Below are 19,972 nucleotides of genomic sequence, written 5' to 3' on the forward strand. Positions count from 1 at the left end.
TAAAAATTTACTCCCCTCACACCCGATTCTTACTATCAATTAAGATAGTCACAGGCCCATCATTCACTAGGGCAACCTTCATATCCGCACCGAATTCGCCTGTACCTATGGCTTTACTGACTTCAGCCTGCAAAGCACCGATCATTTTCTCATACAATGGAATTGCAATATCAGGTTTTGCGGCTTTGATGTAAGAAGGCCTATTTCCCTTTTTCGTACTGGCATGAAGTGTGAACTGGGAGATCAGTAAAATCTCACCGCTTATATCGAGGAGGCTTTTATTCATCACCTCATTTTCATCCGGAAAAATCCTCAGATTCACGATTTTCTTTGAGAGCCAAGAAATATCTTCATCTGTATCAGCATCCTCCACACCCAGCAAAATCATCAAACCGGTTCCGATTTCAGCCTTGATTTTTCCATCTATTTTTACAGATGCTTCAGAAACTCTTTGAATAACTGCAATCATTTGCTTAGGTCTTGCATTTCTCCGGAGGAGATAATTTCTACTGATTTTGATTTTTTGGCCAACGCAGTCTTTACTAGGGCTTTGGCCACTTGGTAATCGTAAATCGGCCGGATATTCTTGAAAATGTTCAGCCAGATCAAAGGCTTCATCAATACCTGCGCCGCACTTTCTGAAAACCTAAATTCATTGCGATTTCCCATCAAAAGTGAAGGTTTGAAGACCCCCAAATAGTAAAATCCTAGCTTCTTCAAATCACGCTCAACGTCTCCTTTTACTTTCATGTAAAAAAACTTAGAATTTTCATCAGCCGCACCAGAGGAAACATATAGAAACTTTGATGCTCCCAATTGCTTTGCCCATTCAGCAAAGAAAATCACCATATCGTGATCTATTGCATAAAATTTCTCCTTCGACCCTGCCTGCTTCATGGTACTGCCTAGCGCAGAAAAAGCATGGACTTCGGCTGTTTTCCCAGTCAAGTTCTCCACAAGTGAGTTGTATTCACCCCCAAGGCTTTGGGCTTTGACTTTGTCCTCCCAATTCCACTCCAATAACCTGCTCATATCTCCTTCTATTTGCACAAGCTTCTCCTGCTTCAGAGCGAGCCTTCTCCGCCCAACAGAAAGTACGAAGTCATACTCCGGGTTTTGCAGAAGCTGATGGAGGATTTGCATCCCCACCATGCCAGAGGTTCCTGAGAGTAGCGCGATTTTCATAGCGTTGAGGAGATGAGAGGCGTGAGTTCTTTCTCTAAAGATTGGTTTTTATCCCTTGCATACCAAAGATGTGTACCATCGGCAAATTCCTTTGGCGTAATATTTTGAGGATCGAGCTTATACGCTTTCAGACGGTTTTGAAGATATTCAGGTCTTGGCCCCCAGACGAAAAGCTCTTTTGCCAAATCCTCATCCAACCCTATCAAGATCGGAATGGATCTGGCTCCTTCGGTAAGATAAGCATCCATCAACGCTGGATTTTCATCCCGAAGCACAAATTTCAGTTTGATCAGCGGATTCAATTCTGCGAGTTTCGCGATGAAAGGTAAGCTTTGTGCAGCATCCCCACACCAAGCTTCTGTTAGTACCAGCCAAACTTGAGGAGAGGCAATGGAGGTAACAATTTTTTCCAATTCAGGCGAGATTTTTGCCGTTTTATCCCAGCGATTCATCCGCTGCACGTTCATTCGGGTATAGTTCAGGTAACTCTCTGAGTGATTTGTTCCTGTGGTCTTTTCTTCGGCCAAAAGCTCATAGATCATTTTCCGGTATTCTGAATAATTTTGCGCTGAAGCAATGAGTTCAGGAGTAATCAACTCGGTCTGTTGGTCTAGCATATTGTGTGATTTTGGGACTTAACAGAACCGATTAAATCTGAGTTCTTTCCCAATCTAAAAAAGTGTCGATCTCATCTTTTATTTTGGCATAAATAGCCAAAACAACACTTAGATCATCTGCAAAGCCAAAGAAACCCAAAAAGTCAGGAATAACATCAAGGGGTGAAACAAAATAAACCAAGGCTAACAGAACCAGACCAAGCGTACTGTTTGTAAGTTTGTGCGAGCCGTTAAAATGCGCTTTAACCATACGGATAAGCACGGAAACCGGCTCAATGAGCTTTTTTACCCGCGGGTTATCTCCAAATCTTATAAGCTTATTTCCCACTCCGGCGATCAGCTCAGTGACTTTTTCTTTTTGTTTTCCAAGCGCATCTACCTGCTTGCCAAACATGGCTTTTGCCCTTTCGATTGTTTCAGATGCTTTGGATTGAATCGTCATACTAGAAGTAAATTTGAACCTCAGATTTCACTTGTTTCAACGCATAGCCTATGGGATCGTTCTTTCTTTCTAGTGCTTGCGCAAAAATAGCCTTTGCCATATCCAAGCCTGTGGCCTCTTCATTGAGCATTTGTCGGCTTTGATTGATGATGGTCGTCACTTCTTCCACCGCCCGCTTTACCGCTTCCCAGGTTTCTTCGGAAAAATACACCTGCTGGGAAAAATTATGGTTGAATTCCTCCCGTACTTCGGCAAGCAACAGCGAATGCAATTCGCCTGAAGTCAATCCTCCGGGATTAGATCTACGCACCAGATTATTTGGAGTGATCCGCTCCAGAAAAAGGCAGATACGCTCCGCTGCCTGCAATCGAATGGGGAGAATTGTTTGAGAATTTTGGGTTTTAAGTTCCACCAGAGTCTTTTCTCTTTCTTTTGAAAGAAAAGAAACTACCACGAGGTACATGCCATAAAGGACGATTCCTGCTGGCAAAAGAATTTTCAATAAATCGACTGCGTATTCCATTTTTGGGGATTAAACTCGAATTTGCACAAATTATCCCCGTTAGAAAACTTCGGAGAGTGTAAATTTGAATTCACGCGAACCAATTTCCTGCCAAAAACATTTCCCTCACATGATAATCCCGATCACGATCACAGAAAAGGCGGAAGCCGAGATCAAAAATATCATGGCAAATAAAAACATTCCCGCTGACTATCATCTACGTGTGGGAGTGAAAGGTGGTGGATGTGGAGGAATGTCCTATGCGTTGGGTTTTGACAAACCGAGGGCCGAAGATCAACAGTTTGAGATTTTGGGGATTCCTGTGCTTATAGAGAAGCGGCATTTTATGTTTCTGATGGGGATGCAGATTGATTTCTTTGAGGGAGACGAGGCCCGTGGATTTACTTTCATCAATCCAGAAATCCCCAAACGCCATGATCTATAAATTCGCAAGTTGTATTTTTCAATTTCAAAGGTTTCAGAGGTCTTCCCAGAAGTCTGGAATTTGACAGTGTTGTCCCGCTACTCGAGAAGCTGGACTTAGTTAGTTCGTAGAATTGTTTTCCCAAGACAGATCCTCCAATTTTTTTCATAAATTCACTTGGTCTAAATCTGCTGCTATGAAACCGGGCCTGACTGAGGCCAGGCTGGCATGACTCAAGAATCACACAAAGTGATGATTATTCAATGCGAGATTCCATCTGGACTTAAATGAACATTATAAACACATGGAAAAGTCACTCCTCTTCTTAACTCTATTTTTCATAAGTTTCATGGCATTTTCACAGGTCAAACAGCTCGAAAAGGACCAAGATCCCGGCAAAGGGAATGTCTCTGAACTGGAATGGCTCGAAGGCTTTTGGACAGGAGAAGGATTCGGTGGAGAATGCGAGGAAGTATGGATGCCCGAGGTGGATGGAAATATGATAGGAACTTTTCGCTTTTGGAGCGAAGGCAAACTCATTTTTTCAGAATTCATGAACATCGTACAAGAAGGAGAAACTTTTTCCCTGAAACTCAAACATTTCAACCCTGATCTTTCTCCATGGGAAGAAAAGGATGAGTGGACGACTTTTAGATTGGTGGAAGTCGCCCGGAACACCGTCTATTTTCACGGATTAACCATGAAGCGAGAAGGTGATGAAATCAAGCTTTGGCTTGCGCTGACTGAAGATGGAGTAAGAACAATTGAGGAATTGAGCTATGTGAAGAGAGAGTTCTAAATACCATTTCTTCATTGGTGTAAAGACAAAATACCATTTCTTCATTGGTGTAAAGACAAAAAATCCTGACCGTTAACTTATTTTGAAACAGTAGGGGCGAATAATCATTCACCCCTATGTTACCAATCTCTCAGGCCTATACTCAATACCGACATTTGGCTATGATATCGCCGATCCGCTCGCCGTTCCCTCATGGGGCACCATCAGCTTCAACTTACCGTCTTTATCTTCAGCCATCAGGATCATTCCTTCAGAATCTACACCCATCATTTTTCTTGGTGCCAAGTTGATCAACATGGTCACTTGCTTTCCAAGTAAAAACTCTGGCTCAAAATGCTCTGCCACTCCACTCAAAACAGTTCTTTGTCCCAACCCTGTATCAACTTTCAGCTTAAGCAACTTTTTGGATTTGGGCATTTTCTCCGCTTCTAAAATCGTCACAACACGCATATCCAACTTTGCAAAATCATCGTAAGTTATGATATCTTTCATCACCGGCACAGTAGCATTCGCCACTTCATTTTCTTTCTTTGAGTCCATCAGTTTTTGAATCTGTTTTTCTACAGTTATATCTTCTATTTTCTCAAAAAGCAATCCCATCTCCCCGAGTGAACTTCCTGCTTTTAAGAGTTCTCCTTGACCTGCTTCAGCCCAACCTATTTTTTTCATTCCGAAAAGATCTACCAATTTACCTGCTGTAAACGGTAAGAAAGGCTCAGAAACAATCGCCAGATTCGCAGCTATATTCAGTGCAATATTCAGAATGGTACCCGTTCTGGCTTCATCTGTTTTAATCACTTTCCAAGGCTCGGTGTCCGCCAGATATTTATTCCCCAATCTAGCCAATTCCATTACAATACCCAGTGCCTCGCGGAATCTATACCGCTCAATAGAAGCCGCTATTTTCTCAGGAAACTCCACCAGCGCTTCCAATATCTCCTCATCGTATCCTGTCAATTCACCTCGGGTAGGGATAATCCCCTGATAATATTTATGCGTTAAAACCACCGCACGATTCACGAAATTGCCGTAAATGGCTACCAGCTCTGAATTATTTCTAGTCTGGAAATCCTTCCAGGTAAAATCATTATCCTTAGTCTCAGGAGCATTTGCTGTAAGCACATAGCGAAGCACATCCTGCTTGCCAGGAAACTCCTCCAAATACTCATGAAGCCAAACAGCCCAGTTTCTGGAAGTGGAGATCTTATCACCCTCAAGGTTCAAAAACTCGTTGGCAGGTACATTGTCGGGCAGGATATATTCCCCATGGGTTTTAAGGATTGCAGGAAAAATAATGCAGTGGAATACGATATTATCTTTCCCGATAAAATGCACCAACTTGGTATTCTGATCCTTCCAATAAGGCTCCCAATCAATGCCCTTTTCTGCTGCCCACTCTTTGGTAGAAGAAATATAGCCTATCGGCGCATCAAACCACACGTATAGCACCTTGCCCTCAGCATCCTGAAGAGGGACTTTGATGCCCCAGTCCAGGTCACGCGTCATGGATCTTGCCTGCAGCCCTTCACCTGCTTCCAGCCAAGAGCGGCATTGACCCAGCACGTTGTTTTTCCAATCTTCCGCATGGTCCACCAGAATCCATTTTTTCAGGAAATTCTGGTACCTTGCCAAATCCAAAAACCAATGCTTAGTCTCTTTCAAAACAGGTGTTCTTCCACTGAGTTTTGATCTGGGATTGATCAGCTCTGTAGGGCTCAGCGAACTTCCACATTTCTCACATTGGTCACCATACGCATGCTCATTCCCACATTTTGGACAGGTTCCTTCAATATACCTGTCTGCCAAAAACTGTCCCGCCTCCTCATCGAAATACTGCTCAGTACTTTGCTCTAAAAATTCGCCCTTTTCATACAGATCCTTGAAAAACCCTTGGGCGGTCTCATGGTGGACCTGCGCTGAAGTACGTGAATAGTGATCAAAGCTAATCCCGAATTCCTGAAAGCTGCCCTTCATGATTTCGTGGTAATGATCCACGACTTCCTGGGGAGTCTTCCCTTCCTTCTTTGCTTTGATTGTAATTGCCACCCCGTGCTCATCGCTACCACAGATATATGCGACATCTTTGCCGAGACTGCGTAAAAAGCGTACGTAAATGTCTGAAGGAATGTAGCATCCAGCCAAATGGCCAATATGCAACGGCCCATTGGCGTAGGGAAGTGCGGAAGTGACTGTATATCGCTTGAAATTTTTATGACTCATAGGTGTGGTGCTATTCGTATTTTTAAAGGTACTTTGGTACTGCTGATTCGTTCAATATTGGCTGCAAAGATAGGAAAAACAGCTGAAGCAGGACTTAGGCATTTGCAAATTCGTTACGCGCCTCATCTGTCAAAATTCCGTTGTATATGATTGTGATCGCCTGATCGTAGATTTCAGAATGGGGGATCTTCATCCCTTTCTGGATGGCTTCAGGAAATTGACCTGTGAACTGGGGGTCCATAAGCGACTGTACCGCCGCCGCATATAGCATTACCACCAGGTTGATGTTGACCGAAGGATTGACCAAACCCTCACTTATCCCCTGCTCCAACAACCTCTTGAAGCGGGTGTAAGCAGACTCATTAATGTATTGCTCCAGGCCCTCCCATATTTCTGGCGCATATTCCCGGAGGTCTTCGAAAAGCCCAGGATTGATCGGTCCGAGCAAAGAAGCCATTACCGTCAAAGTGGACTTCAGTTTGAGTGGAAAAGAAATATATCGATTCTCCACAATAGCTTCCACTTTGGCAGTCAGCTTGGTTTTAGTCACCTCAAAAGAAGCCCCAAGCAAGTCCAGTTTACCCGGATAGTACTTATAGAGCGTTTTTTTGCTCATACCCAACACTTGGGCGATATCATCCATAGTGGTATGACGATAACCTTTCTCTAGAAAAAGTTTGTAAGCTGCATCCAGAATTTTGCTTTCGATATTGACTTTTTTAGACATAGGTTTTTTGAAAAATCAGCAGGCAAAGGTTCAAAATAATGTCAGGATTTACAACGAAAATAGTGGTCACGGGGAGGGCTTTAAGATACCAAGTGAAGTGTTTTACTAAACCAGCAAAATCATCGAAAATGCGAAGATTGAGCACAAAGAAATTTACTCCTGATCAAAAAGTACTGACGTATCTGGTGAATGCAGGAGAAAACATTCAATAGCTAGGCAGCATAATTGAATGAAAATATTATTTTGGGAAAAGAACTTTTGCCCCAAACCTTCTCAATACCTTAATGATTCAATTAAGTGATGACACCCAAAATGACAGTAACAAGTAAATTTAATAGACTTAGGACAATTATAACCCCTATAATGCTGGTGGTATGGTTGGGAGCCATAGCTTGCCTTATAGCCTTCCTTTCTCTGCAAGAGGTGAACACCGGTGAAGTGGATTCCATTTTTAAAACCCCGATCTATGCCACCGTTGTACTGCTTGGAATAATTATCGGCAGTGTCTATCACTACTTAAAAATTTGTCAAACCATTCAAATCGATACCAGTGGTCTAAAGATCAGCAGCATTTTTAAAGCTCAATTTATCCCGTGGAAAGAAATTTTCGAGATCAATTTGATAACTAAAGACCACACCACAATATCGCCGACAGATGCCACTATCATACAACTCAAAAACGGTAAACAACTCGCTATTGTGGGGATCTATTATGAGAATATGGCCGACATTCGTAGAACTCTAGCTCAAGTTATGGAGCACATCAATGCTAGAGAACCAATTGCTATAGACCGAATGGAAAAATATGGAACGATTGGCCAAGTAAACATCAGCAAAATGACAAAATACAGTGGCAATCATTTTCTGTCCTTCAATGGACTTGTACTTTACATCTGGATTGCGCTTTCTTTTTACTTATTAATGACTACACCTTTAGATTCATCCATTTCAGTTCTGGCAACGTTACTGGTTCTACTAGGTATATCCGGACTATTTTATGGTTTCTTGGGATTGCAGCTTCATTTTTTCTATGTGGATAAAAATTATCTGGTAATCAGGAACCATGTATGGCCATGGAAAAAACATGTCTATGGAATTGATGACATCAAACAAGTAATAGTTGAAACACCTTACAAAAAGTCAACTTCATTAAGAGTGATTACAAAAGACTACGATTCAATGCTTTACTCAGCAGGAAGCTTAAGAAGCAGCGATTGGAAGAATCTATTACAAAAACTTAAACACTTGCATGTTGATATAATAAATGAGACTGTTTTTTGATTCTCCGGCACCTACAAATCAACATCTCTGCGCCCCATTCGCATCACTTGATTACAAAAACATTTCTCTACACTATAAAACATTGCGCCTTCCCACTCCAAATCTTATTTTTACGTACCCTAAATTTTTCTACAAATTCATGAACCCACAGGAAGCCGAAAAACGAATTGCCCAGCTGAGCCAGGAAATCAATCATCATAATACGCTGTATTATCAGCAAAGCAATCCCGAAATCTCTGATTTTGAATTTGATAAGCTATTGGAAGAACTGATCCAACTGGAAACGTCCTTTCCTGATTTACTTGATCCGGACAGCCCGAGCCAGCGCGTCGGAGGTACGATAACTAAGGATTTCCAGACTGTCGTTCACAGTACCCGCATGCTGTCTTTGGGAAACACCTATTCGAAAGAAGAGCTTTTAGCCTTCGATGAACGGGTGGTGAAGGGGCTTGGTCATACGGATTACGAATACTTCTGCGAGATGAAATTCGACGGAGTAGCGATCAGCTTGATCTATGAAAACGGCCGGTTTGTACGGGCTGTCACACGTGGAGATGGTTATCGGGGTGATGACGTCACTGCGAATGTTCGAACAATCCGAAACATCCCTTTGCATATCAAAGGAGAGGGAGTCCCAGCCAGATTCGAAGTGCGTGGGGAGATCTTTTTGCCTTTGAAAGAATTCTTGAAAATCAATGCAGAGCGAGAGGAAGCAGGGGATGCTTTGCTCGCCAACCCAAGAAATGCAGCTTCTGGCACACTGAAAATGCAGGACTCTTCCATAGTCGCCAAGCGAAGGTTAAATTGCTATTTTTATCAGTTGCTCGGAGATGAAATCGGTGTTGAAACACATTCTGATGCTATTTCACTGTTAGAAAAATGGGAGTTCAACGTCTCCCAGACCTATAGAAAAGTTGGTAACATTCAAGAGGTAATCCAATACATCGAAGACTGGAAAGAGAATCGGTTCACGCTTCCGGTAGATACAGATGGGGTGGTTTTGAAAGTCAATAATTACGATCAGCGTGAGGAGCTGGGTTTTACCGCCAAGAACCCTCGCTGGGCAATTGCCTATAAATACAAAGCTGAGAGCGCCGAGTCAGAATTGCTGTCAATTACCTATCAGGTCGGCCGTACAGGCGCCATTACCCCGGTGGCAAATCTTTCTCCTGTAAGCCTTGCCGGGACGACGGTGAAGCGTGCTTCCCTCCACAATGCCAATGAAATCGAACGACTTGATCTCCATGAGGGGGATTTTGTATTTGTAGAAAAAGGCGGGGAGATTATCCCAAAAATCACTGCTGTCAACCCTGATAAAAGACAGGCAAATGCTAAGCCGATTTCCTACATCACCCACTGTCCGGAATGCGGTACTGAGCTCGAACGAAAAGAAAGTGAAGCAAAGCACTATTGCCCAAATGCAGAATCTTGTCCTCCCCAAGTGTTGGGGAGAATAGAGCATTTTGTCCATAAGCGCGCCATGGACATAGATTCTATGGGTACCGAGCGGATCAGGGCTCTGATCGATCAGAGCTTTATCTCCAATCCCGCGGATATTTACGAGCTGGAGTCTAAAAAAGATGAATTGCTGGGTCTGGAAATGTCTCAGGGTCAGTATGAGACTGAGGGAGATGGACTGCTTTATATTACCTTGGAAAAAGCACTTTTTGCTTTGACCGAGCAGATTTCCTTCAGGCAAATCCATGACTTTCTACTAGAACAAGCGGAGCTTCCACTTCTGGAAACACTCCGCGCTTTTCAGGAACAAATAAGGATTTGGAAGAAAAAAACTGCCTCCAACGTAGGAATGGTCGAGTACCTGATTAATCATCTCAAAGATCATAACCTTCCCAAACTCGAAGATTATGTACCTGTTGCGGTTGTATTGGAGATTTTTCTCGGTAGAAGAATAGCTTTCGAAACTATCCTCCAGGCTAGTAAATTAGAAGGAACCGTACATGGAATCCTGCTAAAGCTCAATCTGGATCTTTCACAAGAAGTCACAGATCGCATTAAGAAACTCAAGGCCAATACGTTTCAGGACGGAGTGATTTCCAATATGATGGAGGGAATTGCAGCATCAAAAAACCAACCTTTCGAGAAAGTGCTTTTTGCTTTGGGGATAAGAAATATTGGAGAGAATACTGCCCAGTTATTAGCCAGGCATTTTGGAACAATAGAAAAACTTGAATCTGCCACTTCCGAACAACTGCTAGCTATCAATGGTGTAGGTGAAACACTTGTGCTGAGTATTAAGGATTTTTTTGCTCAGGAAGAAAACAGGGAAGTTATCCGGAGATTGAAAGGCTATGGTTTACAGTTTGAGATCGAACAAAATGACACTAGACAACTCGGCAACTCATTGGAAGGAAAGCGCATTTTGGCCAGCGGAAAATTAGTACATTTTAAGCGAGATGAGATAAAGGATGCTGTTATCGCACATGGTGGGCAATACATTTCATCCGTATCGAAAAATCTTGACTTCATTATCGAAGGAGAAGATATGGGACCCAGCAAAAAAGAGAAAGCCCAGAAACTGGGGGTTCCGATGATTTCAGAAGAAGAATTTCTGAAGATAATAGGTACCGTGTAAGGGCGAAAAACAGTTCGTCCAAAAAGAACTAGTTATAAAATGTCATGTGGCGAATATTGATTCGCCTCTTTCTGAATCCCCTTTTTTCTGTAAAACAGAATGTCAATTCCTCTCATCCCATTATCTTTAGCCTCCCAAACCTTATAACCATGAATCAACTTAAAGGAACCGGCGTAGCCCTTGTCACCCCATTTCACGATGATTACTCAATAGATTTTGAAGGTCTTAAACGCCTTGTAGATCATGTGATCAATGGTGGAGTGGATTATTTGGTGGTTTTGGGCACAACCGGAGAGGCGGTGACACTTACATCTGCGGAAAAAAAACAGGTGTTAAATGCCGTTTGTGAATATAATGCAGGTCGACTGCCTGTTGTCTATGGTGTGGGAGGAAATAACACCATGTCTGTACTCAGCGATATTGCAAACACCGATTTCACCGGGATCACCGCTATCCTTTCAGTGAGTCCCTACTACAACAAACCTACGCAGTCAGGTATCATTGCCCATTATAAAGCTATTGCGGATGCTTGCCCTGTACCGGTGATTTTGTATAATATACCGGGCAGAACCATGTCGAATATCACTGCCGAAACTACGTTAAGTCTTGCAGAACATTCCAATATCATAGGAATGAAAGAGGCAAGCGGCAACCTGGAACAATGCATGCAGATCGCGGCGAAAATGCCAAAAGACTTCTTATTGGTCTCTGGGGATGATTTGATGACCAAAGCACTTTATAGCATAGGCGGAACAGGGATTATTTCGGTGATGGCCAACGCGATTCCAGCTACATTCAAAGCACTTTGTCATGGCACAGAAGAGGAATCCCTCAACGCAGCATTCTCACTCTTACCTCTGAATAATCTTATGTATGAAGAAAGTAACCCGGTAGGGATCAAAAATCTACTTCGACACATGGGGATATGCGAAGATCAGGTAAGGCTACCCATGCTACGTGCCAGCTTGGAACTGAACCAAAAGATCAAGACAGAATTTCAAAAACTAAAGTAAGCATGCAAAATGCCAGATCGATATCCGAGCTCAATCGGCTGATCCAACAGGCCTTGGAGATCGAATTGGACCCGGTGATTTGGGTGATCGGTGAAATCGCGGATTTCCGTCAGGCACCCCAGGGTCATGCTTATTTTGAACTGGTAGAAAAACAAGGAAACCAGGTTCAGGCAAAAATCAAGGCCAATCTCTGGTCTTTTTCCTATAGAGCTGTTGCGGCGAGATTTGAATCCATCACTGGAACGAGCATAAAAAACGGTATGAAAATCTTGGCACAGGTTGCTGTAAATTTCCATCCTATATACGGTCTGAGCATCAATGTGAAGGATATTGACCCTTCCTTTTCCTTGGGAGAAAGGGCAAGAGTACGCCAAGAAACCATCGACAGGCTGACCCGGGATGGATTACTAAGGCTGAATGCCAGACATTTGCTTCCGGCCGTTATCCAGAAAATAGCCATTATCAGTAGCCCTACAGCAGCAGGTTATGGGGATTTTATCAACCAGCTAGAAAGTAACATCTACGGATATCAGGTTTATCACAAGCTTTTTCCCGCTACCATGCAGGGGAATGAGGCTGTGAATTCTTTGCTCAGAAGTCTGGAACATATTGAAGCGGCGAAAGATGAATTGGGAATTGAGGCGGTAGTCATGATCCGAGGAGGCGGTGCGCAACTGGATCTGGATTGTTTTGATGATTATCTCCTTTCGGCTAAAATCGCAAATTTCTCCTTGCCTATTCTCACGGGAATTGGTCACGAACGGGACGAGAGCATAGCCGATCTGGTAGCGCATACCCGGCTTAAAACCCCAACGGCCGTAGCTGAATTTCTGCTATCCGGCTTTCGCGAGTTTGAAGAAAACCTAGGATTAGCTATGCTCAGACTAGATCGGGCAACCCGCCAAAAACTCGGTGAAGAGCAAACCAAAATCCTCCAACTTGTCCATCAGGTGAAAGCTTTCTGCGAAAACATGCTTAAACTTGATGAAGAGCGCTTAAATTCCTCAATTAACAGAATACGGATTTCCGGCAAAAACATTTTACAGATTCAAGGAAACAGTCTTGATTCGCTGGAGAGGAATATGAAACGGGGACTGGATGGCTTTTTGCAAAAGCAAAAACAAAACCTGGACTCCGCCGAATCGCAACTTCGCCAATTGGATCCCGAGGCAATTTTCGCCCGGGGCTATACCAGAACCGAAATCAACGGGATCTCAGTAAACCTGGTAAAAGCACAAGTCGGAGATCATATGCAAACGCATACCGCAAGTCAAAAAATCAGCAGCACAATTACACAAATTGAGGAAAATGAACGGATTAATATATAATGAGGCAATGAGCCGCCTGGAAAGGATATTGGCTGAATTGGAAGAAGGAAAGAAAAGTGTAGACGAACTTTCCGACCTGGTAAAAGAAGCCGCTGAGCTGGTTAAAGCCTGCAGAAGCAAGTTAAAATCCACTGAAGAAGATATTAAAAAAGCGTTTGAAGGAGCCTGATTTTCTATTGGTTTTACACTAAGTCCAGCAATATCCTGTTTTAAATAAGAATCAATACAGAGTAGTTGGCATATTTGTTGCCAAATTTGCCAATAAGTCCTTATACAGGAACTATTTGACTACTCAGTATCTAAGATTATGCTAAAAATATTCAGACTTTCTTTTTTGCTTTTCATCGTTGGCAGTACGCAATTGTCTGCACAGAATTTCTATAAGGAGAAACAATCAAGAGACAATATCTTCAGTATCGGAGTAGGCCCATCCTTCGCATACATGGATAATGGCGGACAATACAGATCCTTTAATTTTGAAATAAAACCTTCTGTTTCAGCCTCATTAATTAAAAGGCTAACTGATAGATTTGAACTAAGGGCTACCGGCGGAGTCCAGTGGATCACCAGTGGCGGAAATCCCAGTGCAGCCGTAACAAACATGTGGGCAGCGAACAATGCTTCATTTACTACAGCGGGAACCGTTTACTATTTTGATGTGATGCCGAGCATGTATGTGATTCCTTTTGGAAATCACATGAACAGGAGCATGTTTAATTTTTATGGTGGCTTTGGTCTGGGTGTGATGCATGCTACTACTGAGCAAACCAAATCATTCAGCAAAGACGAGGTTCCACAGCGTGAGAAGATTACTACGGGATATGTACCAATAAGAGCCGGACTAAGCTATACACTCGGCGCCTTTTCTGATATTGCACTGGAGGGGACGATGCTTGCCACATTTACTGATAACATAGACGGAAATGTAGGTTTCAATAAATATGGAGACCACTTGATACAGGGACAGATCGTCTATAGAAGATATTTTTTCTCCAAGTTTAAAGAATAAAGCCCGGGTTTAGGAATAACCCATCTCCTGGCATCGATGAGCTATAGGTGCTTGTAAATCATCCATTTGAAGTTGTCCTGAATTAGGTTTAACTTCAAAAAACTGATCTACAAATACTTTTTATGCCTGACGATTCTCACCATGTATTCATTTCTTATGCCTGGGGTGGTGAAAGCGAAGCTGTCGCCAATGAGGTCGACCACGCTATAACTGCTGCTGGATTCAATCTTATACGAGATAAGAGAGACCTGGGCTTCAAAGGCCTGATCAAAGAGTTCATGGAGAAAATTGGACAAGGTCATGCCGTGATTCTCGTCATCAGTGATAAATACCTTAAATCTCCCAACTGCATGTTTGAGCTTTTGGAGGTTCAAAAAAGCGGGGACTTCTATGATAGGATTTTTCCGCTGGTTTTGCCTGATGCCGCGATCTATAAATCTACCGGAATCATCTCATACCTAAAGTATTGGGAGGGTCAAATTGACGAGTTGAATGACGCAATAAAAGGGCTCGACAGTTTTGCAGACACACAGGGAATACGGGAAGAAATCGATCTATATACCGATATCAGAGGGGCTATCGCAAAGCTGGCAGCTACTTTTCGGAATATGAATACCTTGACGATCGCAGAAATGCGTTCGAAATCTTACGCTCCCTTGCTTAATCTGCTGTGTAAAAAAGAAAGCCCTGGGCCAAATCCCAGTTCCAAACCAAATCCCAGATACGGAAAAATCCTCTATCACATCCCAGAACTGATGCAGGTCCATGAATGGACCCGATGTATAGTAAGATTAGCCTGGGATGAATTTTTATTGACCGAAAATCTTCGAATTCCGGATAAAGAAAAAATAATAGAGGATATACGGCTGGGACAAGTCATGCAGGTATCTCTTGAAGAAGGCAGAGACAGTGGTTCTTTTGAAATCAAAGAGCTGAGTTCTACAGAACAACTGATCTTGTCCGAGGACTTCACCGAGTGGTTGTTTGATGTCAAGGCGATACGGGAAGGAACCTTTACCTTAATGCTTCGTGTCACCCTATTACAGATAATTGAAGGATTTGGTCCACGGAAAAAAGACCTTGTTCTAGAAAGAAAAGTAACCACCAAAGCTTTGGCACCGGAAGCGTTGCCTGTTTTTGAGACCCGTGTGGACAGACTACGACCCTACTCTCCCAATCAGGAAAATATTCCACCTTATTCGCCAGAAGAAAATAATGCAGGTCTGGAGAAAGCCATCGGGTCAAGGGGATCTATTCCCTCTACTAGCAGTACGCCTTCTCCTTATATAAACACTTCAAAAAGAAGGTCACCTTTTCGAAAAATAATTCCCTTTGCGGCTTCTATTACCTTGTTGGTTGTGGCGGGGGTATTATTCCTTTCACAATCCAATGACTTATCTTCCCCGACGGAGGGAACTGTAGCACTAGAAGAAAAGCACGACATAAATAAATCCCCCCTGCCAAGTGCTATCGAAGGGATAGAACCACCTACCACAGCCGCTCCCCCGCCCATGCAACCCCCTCGTGTACTCGTAGCTATCAATTCAAGGGAATCAGAAGCAGGTATTGATAACAGTACTTTGCTGTTTTACACGACATTGGAATCGGTAGACTCCTTAGCTTTTGATTCTCTGCAGGTGAATTTTTATTTGGAGGGCGAAGTGGATTTTCCCTCCTCGATACAGGTAGAAACCTATTCAGCCAAAGAAATAAAAGATTCAGTCCAACTGCGAAGACTTAATTTGGTTCAACGGCCAGTAGTGGCAAATCCCGTGCGTGCAAACCATTAACCAATAACTTCCAGGAATTTTCTAGGGACATTAATCAGCAGATTCTGATAAATCCCCGGAATTCTAATTAGAAAATAATCTTTATTTCCCTTCTCAATGACTTCTCCGGTCATATTCTGAAGAGGACCGCCGATCACATGTACTTTTTCACCCGGATCTATAGTAGATCCATCCGACTCCACACTCACGCCTGTCTCTACCACGCGCTTGATAATTTCCAAATCTTCTTCACGCACCGTGGCATGTTGCCCAGAAAAATGAACGAATTTGACAGCACCTGGCACCTGTAAGCATTCCCAAAGTTGATTACGGCGGGTCTTTACAAATACATAGCCGTTGAACATGGCCCGTTGAACTTTCTTTTTCCGATCAGACCACTGGCGTAGCTCCTCGATCATAGGCAAATAGACCTCCATGCCTCTTTCTATCAACCGATCGGCCACCTTCTTCTCAGATCGTGAAGTTGTGTACATCACAAACCATTTTAATTCTTCCATTGTGCTCGTGTATTTTCGGGATGGCGAACTTACAAATTCCGTACTGGAAAGAAAAAATAACCATTCTAAAAAGCAAAAAACCTCTGAGACATAGCCCCAGAGGTTTTAACAAAAAAAACCACCAACCTTAATCCAATCAAGATTTAAGTTTGCTGATTCTCATGTTGAGTTTATCTGCCAACAAATACATGACTGGTACAATGACTAACGTAAGGAAGGTCGCAAAGGTTAGCCCAAATATTACTGTCCAAGCCATTGGTCCCCAAAATGCAGCATTATCTCCTCCCACATAAAATTGTGGATCAAATGAACTTAGTAAGGTCCCGAAATTAATATTCATACCGATAGCCAGTGGAATCAAACCAAGTACAGTGGTAATCGCCGTTAGCAGGACTGGACGAAGTCTCGTTTTTCCTGATTCCACTATACTAGCGATCATAAGTGGGAAAGGTAAATGGTCTTTCGGCCCCATTCCTAATTCGTCTCTTTTCCTCTCGCGTACCAAGTTGGTATAATCAATCAATACAATTGCATTGTTTACAACCACCCCTGCCAGTGAAATAATCCCGATCCCGGTCATGATTACTACAAAATCCATATTGAAAATCACAAGTCCCAAGAATACCCCGATAGTACTCAAAACAACCGAAGCCATAATAATAAACGGTGTCGTAACTGAGTTAAATTGGGCAACAATGATCAAGAATATCATGGATACTGCTATTCCCAATGCTCTCAATAGAAAATCCATAGATTTCTGCTGCTCTTCTTGCTCACCGGTGTATTTCACAGAGATTCCATCAGGTACTTCCCAAGATTGTAGTGCGTGTTGAATTTTGGCATTAACTTCAGTAGGATTGTATCCATCAAGCACATTGGAATATACTGTGATCGCTTTTTCAAGATCCTTTCGCTTTACCGAACCATAAGTGGAACCGTATTTCACATCAGCAACAGCAGAAATAGGTACTTCGCGTTTTGTTCCAAACTTATCCCGAAAACCGATTTTCTTGTTCATAAGCGTATTGATGTCGTATCTGTAGCTTTCTTTCAGGCGCAGCTGAATGGGGTAATCGTCCTCACCTTCTTTGTATTTTGATACTTCAAGCCCGAATAAAGCTGTTCTTAAGTCAGTCGCTATCTCCGAAGTAGATAGCCCAAATCTCCTGGCTTTCTCCCGGTCAATATCCACAATCACCTCCGGATTGCCCAACGATAAATCAGATTTCAACTCCTCTATCCCTGCTATATTTTGGTTTACGAGGTATTCCCTGGTTCTATTGACATAGGCAATTAATTGCTCATAATCTTCTCCTACAAACTCTAAATTTACAGCCCTTCCCGTTGGTGGGCCATTCCGTTCCTTATCCACAGTAATCAGTACTCCGGGATATTTTTCTACCAACTGACGAATTTTTTCCATTGCTTCATTGGTATTTATCCCTTGCCTATCGATATAATCCACAAATCCGATGGTAATTTTTGCTTTGTTGGGAGTGGGCTGATTACTAGGCCCTTCCATAGGATCACCTGTGCCCTCACCTACCTGGGTGATGATAGATTCCAGAATATTCTGGTAATCACCCAGAGCCTGCATCATCTCATCTTCCATTCCATCCACAAATTCATTCGTAGCTTCTATGTCTGTACCTATAGGAAACTCTATGAACACATTGATCAATTGAGGCTGGTTATCAGGGAAGAACAACACTTTAGGAGCTCTAACGCCCAGTAATACCAACGAAAAAAACAAGAGCAGCACTGTACCTCCCAGGAAAGCATAAGGTCTTCTATCGGCTAAAGCGTAGTTCAGTATCGATTCATATCCATTCTCCAACTTCACCAAGAATACCGTCTGGAACCAGCGAATGGCTTTTCGCAAAACGAAAACATTGAATACTGTCAATAGGCACCCCACTAACATCAACGTGCCAAAAGCCGTCGCTCCTATCAGGTAAAATAACGTTGATAAAATAAGGAATACTCCTGCAATAATGATGGATTTCTGTTTTGGCTTGTTCCTTGTCACATCCTCCACTTTCATATACATGGATGTCAACACCGGATTGATGACCAAGGCTACAAACAATGAAGAAGAAAGTACGATGATCAGCGTAATCGGAAGAAATTTCATAAACTCCCCTACTAGGTCTTGCCAGAAAGCCAGTGGGAGAAAAGCCGCAAGCGTGGTGGCCGTAGAAGTGATAATAGGCCAAGCCACTTCACCTACTCCCTCTTTCGCAGCCTGTATGGCACTTTTCCCTTCAGACATCAATCGATAGATATTCTCTACCACCACAATACCGTTATCCACAAGCATACCTAGCGCAAGTATAAGTGAGAAAAGCACCATCAAGTTCAGCGTAATACCAAAGGCATTCAATACCAAGAAAGATATGAACATGGAAAGTGGAATCGCTATTCCCACGAAAAGTGCGTTCCTAAAACCAAGAAAGAACATCAAAACCAAAATGACCAAGATTACCCCGAAAATGATGGAGTTTTCCAAATCACTTACCTGAAGCCTGGTTACCTTGGATTGATCATTGGTTATACTGATTTCCAGATCTGGGGGAAATCTGTTTGCTTTGGTCTTTTCGATGATCTCTTTTATTTTGTCGGCAGCATATAGCAGGTTTTCACCACTTCTTTTTACGACATTGATGGTCACCACGGGTAGATTTTTGCTACGGGCATAGCTGGTTCGCTCCTCGTAGGTATCTTTTACTTCCGCTACATCACGCAGATAGACGATCTTTTGATTATCTGTTTTGACGATAATATTGAGTAGATCCATCGGGTCGGAAAATTCCCCATCCACCCGAAGTGTCCGCTGGAACTCACCAGAACGAATATTCCCTCCGGAAATAGTAACATTTTCCATCTGTACCGCCTGAGAAATATCACCAAAGGTGACCCCTGTGGATTCCATTTTGTAGGGATCGGCATTGATCTGGATTTCTCGCTCCACTGTTCCGGCAAGATCTGCTTTCGATATCTCCGATAATTTCTCAATCTCATCCTCCAGGTACTCACCAAATTTTTTCAGCTCTGCCTCTGAGTAGTCTCCCGAAATATTGACATTCATAATAGGGAAATCAGAGGTATTTACCTCCAGTACATTGGGATCTTGATCCAAGTCTGTGGGAAGTTCACTTTTGGATTTATCCACAGCATCCTTTACATCCTGAATAGCTTTGGATATTTCTACCCCAGGGTTGAATTCCACAACGATGGAAGAAAAATCCTGCACTGAGGTGGAGGTGATATCTTTCACATCATTGATTGACTTCAGCTCCTTCTCTATCGGCCTAGTGATCAGGTTTTCCATATCTACAGGAGAATTCCCCGGGTATGGAGTCCCCACATAAACCGTCGGAATTACAATTTCGGGAAAGCTTTCCTTGGGCATATTGCGATAGGCGCTTAAGCCAAGGAAGGTAATTATAAGCGTAAGGATCACAATAGAAGTGGAATTGTCCACAGACATGCTGGACAGTCCAAATTCCCGCGTTTTTTGTTGCTTTTGAATATCTGACATTTTC

At 42.8% G+C, this 19,972-nt stretch carries 18 protein-coding genes; 9 read left to right on the forward strand and 9 right to left on the reverse strand.

Annotated elements, in window-relative coordinates; genetic code table 11:
- Positions 1-16: 16 nt before the first annotated feature.
- From dtd to AS141_RS09725, 5 genes are read right to left on the reverse strand one after another with little or no spacing between them, the layout of a single operon-like run.
- Positions 17-469, reverse strand: coding sequence for a D-aminoacyl-tRNA deacylase (dtd, locus tag AS141_RS09705; RefSeq protein WP_057937445.1), 453 nt, complete (start codon positions 467-469; stop codon positions 17-19).
- Positions 466-1,185, reverse strand: coding sequence for an NAD-dependent epimerase/dehydratase family protein (locus AS141_RS09710; RefSeq protein WP_057937446.1), 720 nt, complete (start codon positions 1,183-1,185; stop codon positions 466-468). Before AS141_RS09710 ends, dtd begins: the two co-directional genes overlap by 4 nt.
- A complete protein-coding gene (locus AS141_RS09715) occupies positions 1,182-1,802 on the reverse strand; it encodes a thioredoxin family protein (protein ID WP_057937447.1) in 621 nt (206 codons plus the stop codon). The genes AS141_RS09710 and AS141_RS09715 overlap by 4 nt, the downstream gene beginning before the upstream one ends.
- 31 nt (positions 1,803-1,833) lie before the next feature.
- Positions 1,834-2,244, reverse strand: coding sequence for a YkvA family protein (locus tag AS141_RS09720; protein WP_057937448.1), 411 nt, complete (start codon positions 2,242-2,244; stop codon positions 1,834-1,836).
- Between the two features lies 1 nt (position 2,245).
- Complete coding sequence (locus AS141_RS09725) at positions 2,246-2,767, reverse strand: DUF7935 family protein (protein ID WP_057937449.1); 522 nt, start codon at positions 2,765-2,767, stop codon at positions 2,246-2,248.
- Between the two features lie 109 nt (positions 2,768-2,876).
- Between AS141_RS09725 and AS141_RS09730 the strand changes: the two genes are divergently transcribed.
- On the forward strand, positions 2,877-3,191 hold the full coding sequence (locus tag AS141_RS09730; protein WP_057937450.1) for a HesB/IscA family protein: 315 nt from the start codon (positions 2,877-2,879) through the stop codon (positions 3,189-3,191).
- 283 nt (positions 3,192-3,474) lie between these two features.
- Entirely contained in the window at positions 3,475-3,969 is a 495-nt protein-coding gene (locus AS141_RS09735) for a DUF6265 family protein (RefSeq protein ID WP_057937451.1), read from the forward strand.
- Positions 3,970-4,128: 159 nt separating this feature from the next.
- Here AS141_RS09735 and metG read toward each other — a convergent pair whose 3' ends face one another.
- On the reverse strand, positions 4,129-6,189 hold the full coding sequence (gene metG, locus AS141_RS09740; protein ID WP_057937452.1) for a methionine--tRNA ligase: 2,061 nt from the start codon (positions 6,187-6,189) through the stop codon (positions 4,129-4,131).
- Between the two features lie 94 nt (positions 6,190-6,283).
- Entirely contained in the window at positions 6,284-6,916 is a 633-nt protein-coding gene (locus AS141_RS09745) for a TetR/AcrR family transcriptional regulator (protein WP_057937453.1), read from the reverse strand.
- A gap of 312 nt (positions 6,917-7,228) precedes the next feature.
- Between AS141_RS09745 and AS141_RS09750 the strand changes: the two genes are divergently transcribed.
- From AS141_RS09750 to AS141_RS09780, 7 genes are all read left to right on the forward strand, one after another.
- Positions 7,229-8,197 carry a hypothetical protein gene (locus AS141_RS09750; protein WP_198293520.1) on the forward strand — a complete coding sequence of 323 codons (969 nt, stop codon included), beginning with the start codon at positions 7,229-7,231 and terminating at the stop codon, positions 8,195-8,197.
- Positions 8,198-8,336: 139 nt separating this feature from the next.
- A complete protein-coding gene (gene ligA / locus AS141_RS09755; RefSeq protein WP_057937632.1) occupies positions 8,337-10,790 on the forward strand; it encodes an NAD-dependent DNA ligase LigA in 2,454 nt (817 codons plus the stop codon).
- Between the two features lie 149 nt (positions 10,791-10,939).
- Positions 10,940-11,803, forward strand: coding sequence for a 4-hydroxy-tetrahydrodipicolinate synthase (gene dapA / locus AS141_RS09760; protein WP_057937455.1), 864 nt, complete (start codon positions 10,940-10,942; stop codon positions 11,801-11,803).
- A 2-nt stretch (positions 11,804-11,805) separates the two neighbouring features.
- Complete coding sequence (xseA, locus tag AS141_RS09765) at positions 11,806-13,131, forward strand: exodeoxyribonuclease VII large subunit (protein ID WP_057937456.1); 1,326 nt, start codon at positions 11,806-11,808, stop codon at positions 13,129-13,131.
- Entirely contained in the window at positions 13,112-13,300 is a 189-nt protein-coding gene (gene xseB, locus AS141_RS09770; protein ID WP_057937457.1) for an exodeoxyribonuclease VII small subunit, read from the forward strand. The genes xseA and xseB overlap by 20 nt, the downstream gene beginning before the upstream one ends.
- A 138-nt stretch (positions 13,301-13,438) precedes the next feature.
- Complete coding sequence (locus AS141_RS09775) at positions 13,439-14,140, forward strand: hypothetical protein (protein WP_057937458.1); 702 nt, start codon at positions 13,439-13,441, stop codon at positions 14,138-14,140.
- A 122-nt stretch (positions 14,141-14,262) separates the two neighbouring features.
- Entirely contained in the window at positions 14,263-15,930 is a 1,668-nt protein-coding gene (locus AS141_RS09780) for a toll/interleukin-1 receptor domain-containing protein (RefSeq protein ID WP_057937459.1), read from the forward strand.
- On the opposite strand, the gene AS141_RS09785 is transcribed toward AS141_RS09780, so the two are convergent.
- On the reverse strand, positions 15,927-16,427 hold the full coding sequence (locus tag AS141_RS09785) for a UpxY family transcription antiterminator (RefSeq protein ID WP_057937460.1): 501 nt from the start codon (positions 16,425-16,427) through the stop codon (positions 15,927-15,929). The two genes, AS141_RS09780 and AS141_RS09785, sit on opposite strands and share 4 nt — an antisense overlap.
- Before the next feature lie 136 nt (positions 16,428-16,563).
- On the reverse strand, positions 16,564-19,968 hold the full coding sequence (locus AS141_RS09790) for an efflux RND transporter permease subunit (RefSeq protein WP_057937461.1): 3,405 nt from the start codon (positions 19,966-19,968) through the stop codon (positions 16,564-16,566).
- Positions 19,969-19,972 lie beyond the last annotated feature (4 nt).

It is taken from the genome of Algoriphagus resistens (assembly GCF_001442615.1).
Taxonomy (GTDB): domain Bacteria; phylum Bacteroidota; class Bacteroidia; order Cytophagales; family Cyclobacteriaceae; genus Algoriphagus; species Algoriphagus resistens.